This is a genomic window from Phormidesmis sp. 146-33 (assembly GCF_052939515.1).
This window is the reverse complement of the sequence record NZ_JBJPHU010000078.1, coordinates 1-17,592: the sequence shown is the minus strand read 5'-3', so window position 1 is coordinate 17,592 and position 17,592 is coordinate 1. Positions and strand designations below refer to the sequence as shown.

Here is a 17,592-nt window from a genome sequence, read left to right as displayed (position 1 = left end):
GAAGCGAAGCGTTCATCGAACTGACGTTATCTTAAGTCCCCCAATTTTGGAGGCAGAAGACGAGAACACCGAAGCGAAAAATTCAATCAACCTGACCTTAAAAAATCTCTTGCTCCAGCAGTTTCCCGCCCTTTACCTCCAAAATTTGGGAGGAGTTGATCCACTGGGCATCAAAGGAGCCAAGATGAGTCGTGGTGATCAGCGTCTGAAACCGATCTTGAATTGCATCCAACAACTGATTTTGACGACTCAGATCCAATTCCGCCAACACGTCATCCAACAACAACAACGGCGGCTCGCCAATCACATCTTCGATCAGCTTCAATTCAGCTAGTTTGAGGGCGAGAACGAGCGTGCGCTGCTGTCCTTGAGAGCCATATTGACGAGCGGGAGTTTTGTTGATGGTGAATTCTACTTCGTCGCGGTGGGGGCCGACGATCGTGGTTCCTTGATGCTGTTCTACAATTGCACGCTGCTGAATCTTTTCTAGAAACGCTTTCTGCAAGGCTTCAGGATCATCTTCTACCAACTCCACATTGGGCGCATAGCGAATTTCTAACTGCTCGGTACTGCCGCTAATCGACTGATGCCACGATTGAGCAAACGGAACAAGCCGCTGCAACACTCTAGCGCGACGACGAATTACACGAGAGCCAGCGATCGCCAGTTGAGCATCCCAAAGTGCCAGTTCGGAAGTGTGAGGAGGGAGGAGGGAGGAGGGAGGAGGATCTTGAGAGTCGGCTTTGAGTCTTGCTTTTAACAAAGCGTTGCGCTGACGGAGAATTTGATTGTATTGCTGAAGCACGTAAGCATAAATCGGCTCTAGCTGCACCAGAAGGGAGTCAAGCCAGTGACGACGCTGATCGGGGCCGCCGCGCACCAGATCCAGATCCAGGCTAGAGAATTGCACCATATTCAGCGTGCCGAGAAAGTCAAGTTGGCGACGCAGATTTAGGCTGTTTAGAGCAACGGTGCGACGACCATTTTGGCGAAGCGTCATGGCGAGATCGACCGCTCCCATGTCCTTTTGTAGATGTCCAGTAATTTGAGCGATCGCTTCTCCATCTCGAATCAAGTCACGATCGCGGGAAGTGCGGTGCGATCGCAGCGACGACAACAACTCGACGGCTTCTAATAAATTTGACTTGCCCTGTGCATTGTTGCCCACCAAGATCGTCTTCGCTGCCGAAAAATCAACTTGCTGGTCAGCGTAGTTGCGAAAGTGACGAAGGTGAAGCGTTTTGAGATACATAAACCGTTGGCAGCTTTGCGATCGCAGCTAAAATTTTCTCTCCTTCTAGTCCACGATCTAGCGTCCAATTTTGGGACGACATCGGCTACTTTTGGGTGGACGTTTGTTCTAACTCAACATAAGTCTCCCTTAATGTAGCGCCCGATCGCGGTAATTTTTCATCATTCACCAATCCCCCAAAAATGGGGGACTTTGAGCCGTCGTCCTGGCTTTGAACTTTGGAAATCTTTCCTTGGTCAAAGTCCCCCAGACTGGGGGATTTAGGGGGCTGAAGCCGCCTGAAACGAAGCGACAACGACTTGTGTACACGGTAGCAAGCTGCCATTTGGGGGATTTAGGGAATGGGGCAGGTTTAGAGTCTGGGATCGATCGGTTCAGTTTCCAGGGCTAAAACTCCGAATGTACATTCGTGCACGCGGCGGAGTGGCTCTTTGGCGACGAAGCGATCGAGGGCTTCAAGTCCCAGGGCAAATTCTCGCAAGGCGAGCGATCGCTTACCTGATAATCCTCTTTTTCGCAGTCTTTCCAGGTTTTGAGGAAGCGAATACTCAGCCCCATAGATGATTCGTAGATACTCTTGTCCTCGACACTTGACCGCAGGCTGCACCGATCGCGATTGAGGAATAAATTCGAGTGGCTTTACTACCATGCCTTCGCTGCCTTGCTGAGTGCGATCAAGCCACCAGTTGATTCCTGTTGCGACGCTTTCAGGATTTGTCGTATCAACGATTTGAGCAGCCGTTGCTAAAAGAAGATCAGAGTCGGATCGAGCGAATTTGGCGATTTGTTCGAGATGCCACAGGTGAGATTTGTCCGTGTGAACCGTTCCCTCTGTGGCGAGGAGATGAAAGGGGGCGAGTTTGAGGTCGGCGATCGAGGACACTGACCAACAGTAACGACGGTAAGCTTGACAATATTGTTGAGTAAGCTGCGATCGCTGCTGATAGTGGGTTAATGGCACGTCGATGCCTCGCGATTTAGCCTGGGTTAGGAGCGCGATCGCATCTGTCAAGGCAGTTTGGGCAGCCCTTCCGACGGGAGCGTACTGCTGTCGCAAAAGTTGTTGAGCTTTGACCGACCAGGGCATGAGTTCGCAGTCGAGACACACCCAATCGGTTTGCAAGTCCTCCCAAAAATCAGTGGCAGAAAGGGTCGATCGCAGTCGATCTAAAAATTCCGTTTCGAGTGAGCGATTGTCGAAAAAAGGTCGTCCGGTGCGCGTGTAGCAAATGCCAAACCGATTATCTGTCACACCAAATCGCACTTGTGCAGCGTCGGAAGATTTGCAGACAATCACAACTGCCCGCGATCCCATATGTTTCTCTTCGCACACCACTTCTGTAATTCCCTGCTTGCGATAATACGCAAAGGCTTCGGCAGGATGTTCTAAAAAGCCTGCTTCTTTAGAAGTTTCAACCGGGGACATCGTGGGCGGCAGGTAGATCAGCCACTTGGGATCGGCCGCAAACCGACTCATCACTTCTAACGCTGCGATCGCATTCTCTGGACGAATCGTAATCGGACGATGTAAGCGTGGCGTAATCATGCGTTTGCCTGTGACATCCGCGATATCTAAAACGTCATCATCCTGTTGTTGAAGCGTCAAAGTAGACTGAGCAACCAGCGGGCGAATCGGCTCACAATAAACCTTTTGAGCGGGAACCGAAACCAGTTCTTTTTCGGGATAGCGTAGTGCAGTCAGATTGCCGCCAAACACACAGCCCGTATCGATGTCGATCGTGCCATTAAGCCATACAGGAGTCGGGACAGGCGTATGACCATACACGACGATCGCCTCGCCTCGATAATCCGATGCCCAGTTATAGCGCACAGGCAGCCCAAATTCGTCGATTTCTCCAGTCGTCTCCCCATACAGTGCAAACTCTCGAACTTGAGCCGACCCGCGCCCTTGATAGGCTTGTTTCATACCCGCATGAGCGACGACGAGACGACCTTGATCTAACACATAGTGACTGACCAGAGAATCGAGAAAAGATTGCAGCGATCGCAGGTCAGATTCTTCGAGTGATTCGAGTTCTTTTAGGGTTTTGTCGAGGCCATGATTGACTTTGACGGTTTGACCTTTGAGCTTGCGAAGTAGCTTGTAATCGTGATTGCCCGGAACACAGAGCGCACTTCCCGCAGCGACCATTTTTTGCACCAGATTCAAGGTGTCGAGAATACGATCGCCGCGATCGACTAAATCTCCCAAAAAGATCACTTTCCGATCTTCTGGATGATGATAGGTTTGTTCTTTAAGTTGATATCCCAGTGTTCGCAAAAGTGTTTCTAATTCGTCACAGCAGCCATGCACATCGCCAATAATATCGAAAGGGCCGTGTTCGTGTTTTTTGTTGTTCCAGAGCGGTTGACGGATGATTTCAACGGACTCAATTTGCTCGATCGAAGAAAGTATATGAACTTGACGAAATCCCTCGCGCTGAAGTCCTTTGAGGGATCTGTGAATGTTTTGAATATGGCGACGAACCACATGATCGCCAAACTGACGATCGGGGCGACGATGATTGCGATCAAGGCACACCTGCTCCGGTAGATTCAATACAATTGCGATCGGAAGACAGTGATAGCGTCGCGCCAGTTGAATCAGATGTTTGCGGTCTGCGGGCTGAGTGTTGGTGGCATCAATGACGGTTAATCGTGCTCGATCGAGGCGTTTTGCGGCAACGTAATGCAACACATCAAATGCATCTTGGGTGGCAGATTGATCCAATGGATTGTCTGAGACCAAACCGCGACAAACATCAGATGAGACTGTTTCAGTGGGCAAAAAATGCTGATGGGCAAAGGTTGATTTTCCAGAGCCAGAAGCCCCGATTAAAGTAACTAACGAAAGTTCAGGAATTGTGATGTTCATGGGCTGCTCCGTTCAAAAATTGCCAGTTGCGTCGGGGCACCTACGACTAAATCGAGCGCTCCGATATCCGCGAAACTGACTGTGTAACCAAACCGTTGAGAAACTGTAGTCGCCCAGGTTTGAAATTCTTGGCGTGTCCATTCAAATCGGTGATCGTGATGGCGTAACGTTCCCGTTGCTAATGTTATAAATTTAACGTTGTATTCACGGTTGGGAGTTGTGACTAAAACGATGCGCGGATGGGCGAATTCAAAGACGACTCGTTCTAATGCGGCAAGTCTTGATTCGTCGAGGTGTTCAATAACTTCGACCAGGGTAGCGGCATCGTAATTTTCTAAGCGGCGATCGCGATAGGTCAATGCGCCTTGAAAGAGTTGAATTCTCTGCTTTTGGGACTCTGAAATCAAAAGGCGATCTAATTTTTCTTGGGCGATTTCTAGCGATCGAGACGAAACATCCAGTCCTGTAATCTGCTCAAAAAACACATCTTTGGCTAACTGAGCAACTAGTTTTCCTTCTCCGCAACCCAAATCAATCACTCGTTTTGCATGAAATTGTTTGAGGCTATCAATCACAGTTTCATAGCGTATTTGATTTAGGCTAATTGGTTTCTCACTGGCTTCAGCCTGGTATGAGCTAATGGGTTCAGGCAATTCTTCTGAGCTTAATTGGGCGAGTGCTGCCTGGGCAAGATGCTTTTGTCGCTTGAGATAACGCTGAGTAATTTGCACTTTTTCAGGATGCGAACTTAGCCAGCTTTCTCCATGCCGCAGCAGTTTCTCGACTTCTTCTTCGCCAACCCAATAATGTTTATCTTCATCCAACACGGGAACTAACACATACAAATGACTCAGCAGTGTTTGTAGCGTTGTTGTTGTTACTAGCTCGACGCTGTAGTAGAAGCTGTTTCCCCACTCTGGAAAGTGTTCGTCTAATGCAAGCTGTGTTGTCGTCACAACATATCCCAGCGGCTCAAATAAGCGATGCAAAAACTCTTGGCCACCGCGACAAGGAAGCACCGAGAGCTTTACCCAGAGAGGAATTGGCTGTGAGGTCAGATCAGGACGATCTTTACACTGACCCGATAGCGCCGAGCGAAACACTTGAGCGATCGCAACACTCATAAACGAAGAAGCCACATAGGGGCGATCGTTGACATATTGATCTAATGTCGTAGCTTGACCGCGCACCAATTTAACGGGATCAATCTCTAACAACAAAACAACAGTGCAGCGATCGGGCGTTGCTTCGGGGTAAAAAACCTGCGCGCGTCCAAACGACAGATCGAACGATTGAAAGCGATCGGGATGCTTGCCCAGCAGATAGCCCAAATCTGTCGCAGGTGAGTGAGTCGTAGTAATCGTCAGCAGCATGGTGGATGAGTTGAGCCGGGATCTGAGGATACCCAAACTTTGGATCGTCCTCAAATCCAGTTGTAGTATCTGTAGTATAACCTCAACCTTCACGATGGCAAGTGTCAAGCTGCCAGACCTCAACGCGAATCATCAAGCCAGCCGAAACTGAGTCAACGCGGTGTCGCGATCGCCGCTACTTTTCGACAAAGGCGAATTGCGGATGGTTACAACCGTTCAGACAAATTGGGCGTTGCTGAACGGAGGGATGAATCTGTGGGAAGTGTCCATCTTTTCGCCCTCTAAATCCCACAAAAATCGGGGACTTTGAACCTTGGGTTTCCTGCCGCTTTGGGGCACACCCCCTGATTCAGCAACGCCGTTTTTATGGAGCGATCGACCTGTACAACTGCAAGCAGACATCAAAAAACGTCAGTTCAATGAAATATTCTCCACTTCGGTGTTCTGAGCTTTTGCCCCCCAATTTGGTAGGACTTTAGAACAAGATCTCTGGTTTAAAGATCTGGTAAGGACATGACAGTGCTATACTCCTACTCCACCAGGTTAGTCAGAGATTTTGCAGTCGATCGAATCACATCACCTGCATTCGACAACACCTGAGATAAAGAACGCTGGTCTTGCAAAATAACTCGCGCACAGTTGCGGCCGGGGATTCCTGAAATCGAGCCGCCGGGATGAGTCCCTGCCCCCGTTAGAAACAATCCCTCGATCGGGGTGCGATAGTTAGCAAGCTCTGGCAGCGGACGAAAGAACATCATCTGATCAAAGGTCATATCCAGATGGTAGTAGTTTCCCTTTAAAACTCCGATACGTTCTTCTAGCTCTGGCGGACTTTCGACACGACGGGCAATCATACTAGATTTGACATTAGGCGCATAGTCGGACAGCTTATCTAGAACGCGATCGGCAACTTTGTTTTTGAGTTCTTCTGTCCAGCCTGTTCCCTTTAGTCCAGTGCCTTCTGCACCTGCAATTTGATAGGGCACAAAGAACTCGATCCACAAGGTATGTTTGCCCTCTGGAGCCATCGACGGATCGCGCATAGTAGGGACAACGACATACATCGACGGATCTTCTAAAGGAATGCGCCCAATATTGGGATCGGTATGCGCTAACTCAACCTGAGCAACCGAATCAGCAATCAGCACAGATCCAATCAGATACTCATCTCGATGATTGTGATTAACAAAGCGGGGAGCCTCTGAGAGCGCACAATCGATTTTGAGAATGGCTTCGTTGTGGTTGGTGATGCGACGACTGACCCGATCGCGCAACGCAGCATCCACATCCCCCGGCTCCATCAACTGCAAAAACAATCGTTGAGCATCCAGACTAGACACAACGCCAACTTTTGCCCGATATTCTTGACCATTGGCAAGCCGTACCCCAACCGCGCGACCTTCATCAACTAAAACCGTTTTTACCGACTGGTCTGTCTTAATTTCGCCCCCCAAATCTTGCACACATCGCACGATCGCGGCTGTCAATGCTCCGGTTCCTCCTTTGGGGCGAGCCATGCCGGGATTGTGGCGCAGAGACATCATAATCGACCCCAAAGCCATATTTTTTTGAGAAGGTGGCGTGCCTAATTCGGCGGCTAGACGAGCCAGGGGAGCCTTGAGAAACTCTGAATCAAAGTATTCATTAATTACATCTAACGGGCTAGTAAACATCGTGCGGATGAAGTCTAGCGTCTGATCACCCGACCCCATCAGCGAGAACAGGTCTTTGAGCTTGCTGATGTCATAGTTACCCGCCATGTCCACAATCGATTTAGGCGGCGCATTAAAGAGTGGCGTGAGCATTCTAATGACCCGTTGCCAAAAGTCAGTAAACTCAGCATACTTCTGAGCATCTCGCGGGCTGTATCGAGCAATCTCAGCACAGGTTTCTTCGACAGAGCGGTGAGCCAAAAAGTACTTGCCGTCAGGATGAGGACAAAAGACAACGGGATCGCAGAAAAGATACTCCAGCCCATATTTGCTCAACTCTAATTCTTGAACAACCGGCCCTAAGTGAATAAAAAGATGGTCGATCGCACAGGGATTAAACCTGAAACCAGGGGCAACATCGGGCATTAATTCTTCTGTGGTAGCGGCTCCTCCAGGGATGGAATTTTTTTCTAGTAATAAAACACGGTATCCCGCTTTGAGTAGGTAAGCAGCACAAACTAGCGCATTGTGTCCTGCGCCAATGATAATCAGGTCGTAGCTTTCCATGTCCAGCCTTGAGAAGAGTATTCTGCGAGATTAAGGACTCATGGCATTGCTTAACTTCTATCTAGGGAACGACTTTTTTCTCGCTCATTCAAATAGAATTCAACCTGCTGTTGATTGCTGAATCTTGATCGCTAGAAGCACCCGATCGCCCACTGAGACTCTGGAGATTTCGCCCAACCCCCCTTAAAAAGCTACCGTGTACACACAAGCCCATCGATCGCTACGTTTCAGAATACTTAGGATCGTGAATTGAATAAGATCGATGATTACCTGATTGCTTCGCCCTAAATCCCCTATTCTGGGGGACTTTGAGAAAGCAGACATTCTAGAATTCAAGGCAGTTTCGCGGTTCAAAGTCCCCCAAATTCGGGAGATTTAGGGGGCAGAAGCCGAATTAAACGACGCGAAACCGCGAGAATTACAGGTTGTTTAATTCACGATCCTTAGCGATTAATGTTAGCTTCGCAAGAGCCTTCGGAGGGCATCTATGATTCGTGCAGCCTACTGTTAGTCTCGATCGTGAGGCAAACACACCCTACAGTATGTGGTTCCTTTGGGAGGAACCAGGCTTGAGCTAGTGGCTTCGGGTGTTTATGTGGTTGCGGCAAGAACGCGGCCGTTTTGCTCTTGGGGTTGCCAGCGGCTCAAATCAGCTATTTTGGCATAGACCGCCAATGCTTGAGCCACCACCTGATCCATGTTGTAATACTTGTAGGTCGCTAACCGTCCGACAAAATGCACATTAGGAGTCGCATCAGCCAACGTTTTGTACTGTTTGTAAAGCTCCGCATTCTCAGGACGAGGAACCGGATAGTAAGGATCACCCTCCGCCATCGGAAACTCATACACAATGCTGGTTTTGTTGTGTTCTTGCCCAGTGAGATATTTGAACTCAGTAACTCTGGTATAGAGGTGTTCGTTGGGGTAGTTGATCACCGCCGCAGGTTGGTGCGTTACTGTATTTAACGTTTCATGCTTGAAGTTGAGCGATCGATAAGGCAGTTTGCCAAAACGGTAGTCAAAAAATTCATCGATTGGCCCCGTGTAGATCATCTCGCGATAAGGAATCATTTGTTGAATCTCACGATAATCCGTGTTCAACATAACTCTGATGTTGGGATGCACCAGTAGATTTTCAAACATGCGAGTAAAGCCGTGGAGCGGCATCGCTTGATAGGTATCGGTGAAGTAGCGATCGTCTCGATTGGTGCGTGTCGGCACCCTGGCGGTGACTGATTTATCAAGTTCTGACGGATCGATCCCCCACTGTTTGCGCGTGTAGTTGCGGAAGAACTTTTCATACAGTTCTCGTCCAACTTTGCTAACAACCACATCTTCTGAAGTGCGAATATAGTCTTTGGGTTCTGCAACCGAGGCAAAAAACTCTTCAACTTCAAAAGAATTTAACTTTAGCCCGTAGAGCTTATTAATCGTATCGAGGTTAATCGGCATCGGCACCAATTGACCATCAACACTGGACAGCACTCGATGTTCATACCGTCGCCACTCGGTGAAGTTTGATAAGTACTCAAAGACATCGCGAGAATTTGTATGAAAAATATGGGGGCCATAGCGATGGATCAAAATACCATCATCGTTGTAGTGATCATAAGCATTACCCGCAATATGAGGGCGACGATCGCAGATCAAAATCTTCTTTCCTAGCTGGCTGGCTAGTCGTTCGGCTAAGACGCTGCCTGCAAATCCGGCTCCGACAATTAAATAATCAAACATTGAAGTTCCTTGTAGGGTTATTGTAATGTCATGTCTTTTGAGCCTGTGTCACCTGGACATTAGTTTGAAGTAAAAATCTACTTAATCTAAAGCCTAAATTGCACAAGGCCTTTATTCGTCAAAAGGCTAACCAGGATTAGAAGTCTAATTTGTTTGAGACTGCTTTTGAGTGATCACGGCTGTCATGAGTTGCTTCATACTTATCCAGGTTTTGTCCCAAGAAGTTTGAGCAAGAAAGGTATCCACTTGACCCAGCCAGTTTGAAGTCTGCGAGTCTTGCATGGACTGTTCGATCGCTGCCACAAATCCTTCAACGGTATCAGCCACACGAACTAAACCCAACTCCCCATAGGGACGCACCACATCATGAATCGAAGTCGAAACAACAGGCTTTCCGGCAGCCAGGTATTCTGGAGTTTTGGTCGGGCTGATAAATCGAGTGGACTCGTTGCGGGCAAACGGTAAGAGTGCTACATCCCAGCCTGCAAGATAAGTCGGTAGCTCTGAGTAAACTTTGCTGCCTAGATAATGAATGTTTGAACCAATTGGTAGGCTCTTGGAGTCAATCTTTACCACAGGGCCAATTAAAATTAGCTGCCAATCAGGGCGGGCTGTCGCAATGCCTTCTAAAAGCTCAAGATCCATCCGCTCATCAATTACGCCACAAAATCCCAGTCGAGGATGAGCAATCAGAGCTTGATCTGCGGGATCACTCGTCTCTTTTCTAGCCTGAGCAAAATGGGGGACATCAATACTACTCGGAAAAGCATGAATATTGGAATGTTGTTGCTGCTTGGCTTCATATAAACTCTGTCCGCCCGCAAACACCAGATCAGCGCGATCGAAGAGTTGTTGTTCAAAGGCTTGTAATGCAGGTGATGCACCCTTAAAGGCAGATAGCTGATCCATACAGTCATAAACGATCGCAAGCGACTCTAAATGATCTGTAAAAGACAGCGCCATTGGCGTGTAATACCAGAGAATCGGAGTCTCGATCGCATACTCTGCAAATAACTCATCAATCAGCGATCGCTGCATCGCGGTTAGCATTTCTTGACCAAGACCTTTGGGTAAATGAGGCACGACCACCCAAACACCACAGTCCTGCTGAGTAATTTTAAGTTGCCAAGTACTACCCGACTCATAGATAGGTTCTTCAACAAAAAACACACGGCATTCTTGAACACATCGACTTAAGAGATGCTGCGGTCGTTGATAAACAAAATTCCAACGTAAATGTGAAAAACAAACGAGAGTTTCTAGTTTAGAAGAATCTGTTTTTGAAGCTGAATAACTTGACTGAAAAGACTGTAGTAAGGCTTCTTTAGAAAGCGTTTTTCCTGTTGATACAATACCCTGTAGATCGTTAATAAATGCCCGATCTGACGTTGACATGGACGTTTATCCTTATCGTTTTAGATCACTGATTGAACCCATGATGAAACTATTCTTTTTAAATAGCGTCTACTGAAAGTAAGATACGAAATGAACAGCTACAAACCAAATAGTCAATATAATTTGTTATAATAAATACAGAATAGGCTGTTACAAAAATGGCTTTCTTTTACTGAGATAGCGGTCAAAATAACTCGCAAAGGGGTTAGTTTAATTCCTCAGACAAAGAGAATCAGAAATCTCAATATTCCTCAGCAATTATGCTCATTTTCTACAAAATGTTAAGTTGAATTGCTGCGAAAGGTAACATGTCTAACGAGTTCCTACAGTGGAATGGTGAGCTACCTCTTAAGGAAGAGACGATGAAACTACTTGGAAAGTGTTTGGACGATCGTTGTCCGTCAGATTCTAATGCACTCGCGATGATGAGACAGCTTGAAACAGGCTATCCGCGCCCTCAGCTTCAGCGGGGCAACTGGACGACGCTCAACGGCACCTGGGATTTTGCCTACAATGACGATGAAACCTGGACGACCCCGGCTGATGTCACCGACTGGACACACACGATCGAGGTGCCCTTCTCACCCGAATCAACCCGCAGTGGCATTGGTGATACCGGATTTCACCCTAGCTGCTGGTACAAGCGCGAATTTGATATCACGCGGCGAGGTCGTGAACGAGTCCTACTACATTTTGGCGCAGTAGACTACTCAGCGCGGGTGTGGGTAAATGGTCACTTTGTCGGGTCTCACGAGGGCGGATATACCCCCTTTAGCTTTGATATTACGTCGGTACTACAGGCAGGTGTACAACACATTACTGTCTGGGCCCAAGACGACCCCCATGACCTGGCAAAGCCCAGAGGCAAGCAAGATTGGCAACTCGAACCCCACAGCATCTGGTATCCCCGGACTACTGGAATCTGGCAAACCGTCTGGCTTGAGGCAGTTGCGTCTACTTACCTCGATCGCATTCGCTGGACTCCTGACCTCGAACGCTGGGAAATCGGATTTGAAGGCTCGGTTGCGGGTGAGGTTCTCGACGCATTGCAGCTTCGGGTCAGACTCAGTGTTGACGGGCGATTGTTGGCAAACGATCGCTACGAAATCATTAACCATGACACCCATCGTCGCATTGCGCTCTCTGACCCAGGCATAGACGACTACCGCAACGAATTACTCTGGAGTCCCGAAAAACCAACCTTAATCAATGCTGACATTCAGCTATGGCACGGCGACCAACTGCTTGATGAAGTAAAGTCCTATACGGCGCTACGATCGCTCTCGATTCAACGCGATCGATTGGTGCTCAATGGTCGTCCTTACTATATGCGAATGGTGCTGGATCAGGGCTATTGGGAAGATACCCTGTTGACTCCGCCTTCAGATCAGGCTCTGCGTCTCGATGTCGAACTGACCAAGCAGATGGGCTTTAACGGGGTGCGAAAGCATCAAAAGATTGAAGACCCTCGCTTTTTATATTGGGCTGATGCGTTGGGGCTGCTGGTCTGGGAAGAAATGCCCAGTGCTTATCGGTTTACTGGCAAATCTGTCAAGCGCCTGACCGAAGAATGGACACAGGTGATTGAGCGCGATTTTAGCCATCCCTGCATTGTTGCCTGGGTGCCCTTTAACGAATCGTGGGGAGTGCCCAACCTGGTCGAAACAGAAGCCCATCGTCACTGTGTTCAAGCCCTGTACTATTTAACCAAAACGCTCGATCCGACTCGTCCGGTGATTGGTAACGATGGTTGGGAAAGTACCACAACTGACATTCTGGCGATTCATGACTATGATCAAACGCCTCAGCGGTTAGCCAAACGCTATGAGTCGAGTGCAAAACTGCCAGAGTTATTCGATCGCCAACGCCCCGGTGGTCGCATTCTTACCCTCGATCAGTTTCCTCATGAGGGGCAGCCGATTATGCTCACCGAATTTGGCGGGATCGCCTACACCCCGCCTAAAGCGCTCGAAGCTGACAAAGCTTGGGGATATATTCGATCGAGCAATACGACTGATTTGCAGAATCGCTATGATGCCCTGCTGCATGTGGTCAATCGAGTTGAATTATTTAGTGGGTTTTGCTATACGCAGCTAACCGATACCTTTCAGGAGGCAAATGGGCTGCTGTATATTGATCGCACGCCCAAGATTCCCATTGAAGCGATCGCGGCGGCAACTTTAGGTCAAAATTCTCTGATTGATATGACAGCAGAAGAACGCCGACCTAACATCGTTTAGCGCGCCGCCTCAAGGTCTACCGTCTACACACAAGTTGATTGATCTGTCATTGCCGAGAGGCTTCGCCCCCTAAATCCCCCAGTCTGAGGGACTTTGAGAAAGAAAGGCTTTTAGAATGCGAAGAAACTTCTCAGGGCTTGAAAGTCCCTCACTGGTGGGGGATCTAGGGGGCAGAAGCCGATTCAAACGAAGCAATTAACGGCTGGTGTGTACACGGTAGGCCTCAAGGTAGAGGAACACCTACTCTAAGGGTGAGGTTACAAAAATGGAGATTGTCAATAATTGATCACATGAGGAGAGTTTTACAACGCTGATTTGATGTCAACCTGACGGAATGTTTTGGCTTTGGTGTTAAGCGCTTCTGCCCCCTACTCCCCCATTCTGAGGGACTTTCAGACCAGACTTGCGGGTTTAGAGTCCGTTAGTAGTGGGGAAGTTAGAGAGGCTTTTTGGAGCGGCAAGCGAAGCAAAAAAGTCCCTTAATTTGACGTTAATTGAGGCTGTCTCTAGCCGTTTGTCTACATTAATCAGAATGGTTAGCAATCAGAATGGTTAGCACAATCGCACTTCACAACAGTTGTAAAAGTTTTCTCGATCGCTGACAACTCCATTTTTGGATTTAATATTCCATGATTAGCAATCGTCCCATTGCCTTGGTTGTGGGTGTTTTTTCTGTTTTGCAATTTCTGACTGCCTGCACCAACAACACCGCTTCAACGCCCGCCAATAACAACCCATCCGCAGATAACAGTACGCCCGTTGCCCAAAACCAAACGACCACAGACACTTTTAAGGCTGCAAAAGGCTGCAAAAACGTCGGATTATTGCTCCCCGAAACGGACACCTCAACGCGCTGGGAAACCTATGATCGTCCCCTGCTGCAACAGCAAATTACTAAAGAACTGCCGGGTGTTCAGATTCAATACGCCAACGCCAACAATGATGCCGACAATCAGCAAAATCAAGCCGAATCAATGCTGACTCGTGGAGCTTGTATTCTGGTGGTGGGCGCAAAAGATAGTCAAAAAGCAGCCGCGATCGTTCAGTCTGCCAAAAACGCTGGAGTGCCTGTGGTAGGGTACGATCGGTTAATTCAAGATGACGGTCTGGCCTATTACGTCTCGTTTGATAATGTGCGCGTCGGTGAACTGCAAGGACAATACATAATTGACCAGTATCGCAAAGGTGCTTATGGTCTCAAGCGTGGCTCAAATGTAGTTCTGCTCAACGGCTCACAGACCGACAACAATGCGCTGCAATTTCGTCAAGGTGCGCTGAATAAATTAAAGCCGCTGTTTGATAGTAAAGAATTGAATTTGGTCTTTGATCAATATACGCCCAACTGGGATGTCACCAGGGCACAATCGTTGACTGACGGCGTTCTCACTCAGGAAAACAACAACGTCCAGGCGATTTATGCAGCCAGCGATATTCTCTCTACGGGCGCGATCGCAGCCTTACGATCGCAAAATCTCAACGGTAAAGTATTGGTCACCGGACAGGATGCAAATGCTTCTAACATTCAGGCAATCCTCACAGGTGATCAAACGATGACAATCTACAAGCCGATCATTGACATCGCCACCTCAACTGGAAAAGTAGTCGCGGCGTTGAGCAATGGTACCGATCTCAAAGCACTAACAAACGCTGTGACCAAAACAAGCGGAGGAGCCGAAATTCCGTCTGCGTTGTCTAACCCGCAAGTTGTGGACAAATCGAATATCAAAAGTACTGTGATCGCTGATGGATTTCTTAAGGTTGAAGACATTTGTCGAGGACTTCCAGCAGGCGCGGGGGGAGTTTGTCCCTAAGCTGACTTAAGATCATTCAAGAATTCTAGTCGATCGCAATACGATATCTTTGAATTCCCAAAAGTCTTTCCACATCAGGTTTCTGACTTTTTAAGCTACCGTGTACTCGCTTCGTTTCAGGCGGCTTCAGCCCCCTAAATCCCCCATTCTGGGAGACTTTGACCAAGGAAAGAGAAGGGAAAGATTTCCAAAGTCCAAAGTCATGACGACGGCTCAAAGTCCCCCATTTTTGGGGGATTTAGGGGGCGAAGAATCTCAGCAATGACAGATCGATCGACGTGTGTGTACACAGCAGACCTTTTAAGGGGGACTATGAGAAATCTAGCGACTATTCACCGACTAAAATTTTTATTAGCGATCGACTGGATCTACAACTTTAGAGGGCAGATGTAATGCAGCAAAAATTGCATACTTCAACTGTTTCACCCAACTAAAAGATGTACGCCCAAGAATTGTGTAAGCCAGATGGCCGAAAGCTGACCCTGTACAGCCGATCGCCCATCGATCCCAGCATTCAAGCACCGAGTCCGAGTCACGACCCTGTGGTGGCAAATCCTCATCTGCGCTGGCATCCTCTGCGGGGAGAATGGGTGGCTTATGCAAGTCATCGTCAGGGCCGCACCTTTATGCCGCCGCCAGAATACAATCCCTTAGCCGCCACGACAAATCCACAGTTTCCGACTGAGTTGCCCCAGGGAGACTATGATATTGCGGTGTTTGACAATCGGTTTCCGTCGCTGACAATGCAATCCCACAATCCACCTCAGTTAATTGTAGATACGCTACCTGCCAATGGTGCTTGTGAAGTTGTAGTCTTTACCCAAAATCCAAATACAACGTTGGGAAATTTAGAACTCGATCATCTCGATTTACTATTGCAAGTTTGGGGCGATCGTACTCGCATTTTGGGCAGTTATCCTCAAATTCAATATGTCCTTCCGTTTGAAAACAAAGGCGTTGAAGTGGGGGTAACGCTGCATCATCCTCATGGGCAGATCTATGCATATCCCGTTGTGCCTCCGGTTCCGGCTCGAATGTGGGACTGTCAAAAAGTGTATTACCAACAGCATCAAAGCGGACTTCTACAAGACTTAATTCAACAAGAGATTCAAGACAATCAGCGTATTGTCTATCAGGATGATTGGGCGATCGCCTGGGTGCCTGTGTGTGCCCGCTACCCCTATGAAGTTTGGCTTGCTCCAATTGAGTCTGTGTCTACATTGGCAGATATGTCTAAACAACAGCGATCGAGTTTAGCCAGAGCCTTAAAAACTGTGACGCTGAAATATGATGGCTTGTGGAACCGTTCTTTTCCTTATTTGATGGCCTGGTTTCAATCGCCTTTAGATGGAGAAGTCCACCCAGAATTTCATCTACACGCGCAGTTTTATCCCCCTTATCGGACACCCGATCGATTGAAGTATTTGGCGGGGACAGAGCTTGCGGCTGGACTGTTTGCAAACGATGCGCTTCCTGAAGAAAAGGCAAAAGAACTACAGGCGGTCTTAGTTCAATTTTAACGTTGTATCACTTCTTTGTGAGGTTGCCCAAAGGAGCTAAGGGTGCTGATCATTGAACTGACGCTAGTTTTGTTGGCTTGGAACGAAAATTTGTCCAGTTTGTCCGGTTGCTTGATAGTGATCGAGGACTTGCTGGGCGATCGTTTCTCCTTTTCCAGCAGCGACTAATGCAACACAAGCCCCGCCAAATCCGGCTCCTGTCAATCGGGCACCAAACACATCAGGAGTTGTTTGTAATAAATCTACCAGGCTATCTAACGCAGCGACAGAAACCTCGTAATCATCGCGCAAGCTGGCATGAGAAGCATTCATCAACTCTCCAAATTGACTGGCTGAAAGAGTTGTCGATCGCGCTTTGAGAACTCGATCGTTTTCAGTAATCACATGTCGCGATCGCTGGCGGAGTAACTCTGGAAGGTGAGCGATCGCTGACAGGTCGGTGACATCTCGCAACGCTTTCACTCCTAGCTGTTTTGCGGCTTCCTCACATTCGGCGCGGCGTTGATTGTAGCCACTGGTCGCCAACTTGCGAGGCACTCCACTATCGAGAACAATGATTTCGGCACCTGCGGGAAAAGGAAGTAGCTGTCGATCAAGCGATCGCGTATCCAAAAATAGCATGTGTTGCAGGTCTGCCAAACTCGATGCCATTTGATCCATAATGCCGCAAGACACGCCCGCATACTGAATTTCGGCTTGTTGTCCTAGTTGAGCAATCTGAACATCATCGAGATCGAGACCAAGGAGCGATCGCAGCGATCGTAAAGTAGCCACTTCTAAAGCAGCACTGCTGGATAGACCAGACCCGATCGGAACTGAGGAAGTGACGAATACATTCAACGGGGGCACCGAGTAGCCTGCTTTGTTCAACACTTTGAGACAGCCGTAGACATAGCTAGCAAACCCTGTGGGAGTTGGGTCATCAAGACTGACATCAATCTGTTCTTTAAGCTCAGTCGAGTAGACATGGTGGCGATCGTCAGGACTTGAGCCTAGCCAAACAGTTGTCTGTTGAGGAATTGCAGTAGGTAAAACAAATCCGTCATTGTAGTCTGTATGTTCTCCCAATAGATTAACTCGTCCGGGCGCACTTGCCTGAACCTGGGGAGACGCATTAAAAACTTGCTCAAACTTCATGTCGATCGCTCCAACACAACGGGACGCTGCCGCCCC

At 48.2% G+C, this 17,592-nt stretch carries 10 protein-coding genes; 3 read left to right on the top strand and 7 right to left on the bottom strand.

The window, feature by feature from the left end; translation table 11 throughout:
- Nucleotides 1-97 precede the first annotated feature (97 nt).
- The 6 genes from recF to ACJ2PR_RS24580 form a co-directional block, all read right to left on the bottom strand.
- A complete protein-coding gene (recF, locus tag ACJ2PR_RS24605) occupies nt 98-1,252 on the bottom strand; it encodes a DNA replication/repair protein RecF (protein ID WP_446878919.1) in 1,155 nt (384 codons plus the stop codon).
- A 352-nt stretch (nt 1,253-1,604) separates the two neighbouring features.
- Nucleotides 1,605-4,127, bottom strand: a complete 2,523-nt coding sequence (locus ACJ2PR_RS24600) for a polynucleotide kinase-phosphatase (protein ID WP_446878918.1) — start codon at nt 4,125-4,127, stop codon at nt 1,605-1,607.
- Nucleotides 4,124-5,500: a 3' terminal RNA ribose 2'-O-methyltransferase Hen1 gene (locus tag ACJ2PR_RS24595; protein ID WP_446878917.1), complete on the bottom strand. Its 1,377-nt coding sequence runs from the start codon at nt 5,498-5,500 to the stop codon at nt 4,124-4,126. Before ACJ2PR_RS24595 ends, ACJ2PR_RS24600 begins: the two co-directional genes overlap by 4 nt.
- Nucleotides 5,501-6,030: 530 nt before the next feature.
- A complete protein-coding gene (gene crtO / locus ACJ2PR_RS24590) occupies nt 6,031-7,719 on the bottom strand; it encodes a beta-carotene ketolase CrtO (RefSeq protein ID WP_446878916.1) in 1,689 nt (562 codons plus the stop codon).
- A gap of 591 nt (nt 7,720-8,310) precedes the next feature.
- Entirely contained in the window at nt 8,311-9,453 is a 1,143-nt protein-coding gene (gene glf, locus ACJ2PR_RS24585) for a UDP-galactopyranose mutase (RefSeq protein ID WP_446878915.1), read from the bottom strand.
- A 144-nt stretch (nt 9,454-9,597) separates the two neighbouring features.
- Complete coding sequence (locus tag ACJ2PR_RS24580; protein WP_446878914.1) at nt 9,598-10,623, bottom strand: glycosyltransferase; 1,026 nt, start codon at nt 10,621-10,623, stop codon at nt 9,598-9,600.
- Nucleotides 10,624-11,210: 587 nt separating this feature from the next.
- Here ACJ2PR_RS24580 and ACJ2PR_RS24575 point away from each other — a divergent pair.
- From ACJ2PR_RS24575 to galT, 3 genes are all read left to right on the top strand, one after another.
- The gene (locus ACJ2PR_RS24575) at nt 11,211-13,088 is read left to right on the top strand and encodes a glycoside hydrolase family 2 protein (protein ID WP_446878913.1); all 1,878 of its coding nucleotides are present in this window, start codon (nt 11,211-11,213) and stop codon (nt 13,086-13,088) included.
- Between the two features lie 629 nt (nt 13,089-13,717).
- The gene (locus ACJ2PR_RS24570) at nt 13,718-14,899 is read left to right on the top strand and encodes a sugar ABC transporter substrate-binding protein (RefSeq protein WP_446878912.1); all 1,182 of its coding nucleotides are present in this window, start codon (nt 13,718-13,720) and stop codon (nt 14,897-14,899) included.
- A gap of 437 nt (nt 14,900-15,336) precedes the next feature.
- A complete protein-coding gene (galT, locus tag ACJ2PR_RS24565; RefSeq protein ID WP_446878911.1) occupies nt 15,337-16,419 on the top strand; it encodes a galactose-1-phosphate uridylyltransferase in 1,083 nt (360 codons plus the stop codon).
- 63 nt (nt 16,420-16,482) lie between these two features.
- Here the strand turns inward: galT and galK are convergent.
- Nucleotides 16,483-17,592: galactokinase (galK, locus tag ACJ2PR_RS24560; RefSeq protein WP_446878910.1), on the bottom strand; the 1,110-nt coding region annotated here is incomplete at its 5' end.

Bases quoted from the DNA above. Each gene is read 5' to 3' on its own strand.
- galT (WP_446878911.1), top strand. From the start codon at position 15,337: ATGTACGCCCAAGAATTGTGTAAGCCAGATGGCCGAAAGCTGACCCTG.
- ACJ2PR_RS24570 (WP_446878912.1), top strand. From the start codon at position 13,718: ATGATTAGCAATCGTCCCATTGCCTTGGTTGTGGGTGTTTTTTCTGTT.
- ACJ2PR_RS24595 (WP_446878917.1), bottom strand. From the start codon at position 5,500: ATGCTGCTGACGATTACTACGACTCACTCACCTGCGACAGATTTGGGC.
- glf (WP_446878915.1), bottom strand. From the start codon at position 9,453: ATGTTTGATTATTTAATTGTCGGAGCCGGATTTGCAGGCAGCGTCTTA.
- recF (WP_446878919.1), bottom strand. From the start codon at position 1,252: ATGTATCTCAAAACGCTTCACCTTCGTCACTTTCGCAACTACGCTGAC.
- ACJ2PR_RS24575 (WP_446878913.1), top strand. From the start codon at position 11,211: ATGAAACTACTTGGAAAGTGTTTGGACGATCGTTGTCCGTCAGATTCT.
- crtO (WP_446878916.1), bottom strand. From the start codon at position 7,719: ATGGAAAGCTACGACCTGATTATCATTGGCGCAGGACACAATGCGCTA.
- ACJ2PR_RS24600 (WP_446878918.1), bottom strand. From the start codon at position 4,127: ATGAACATCACAATTCCTGAACTTTCGTTAGTTACTTTAATCGGGGCT.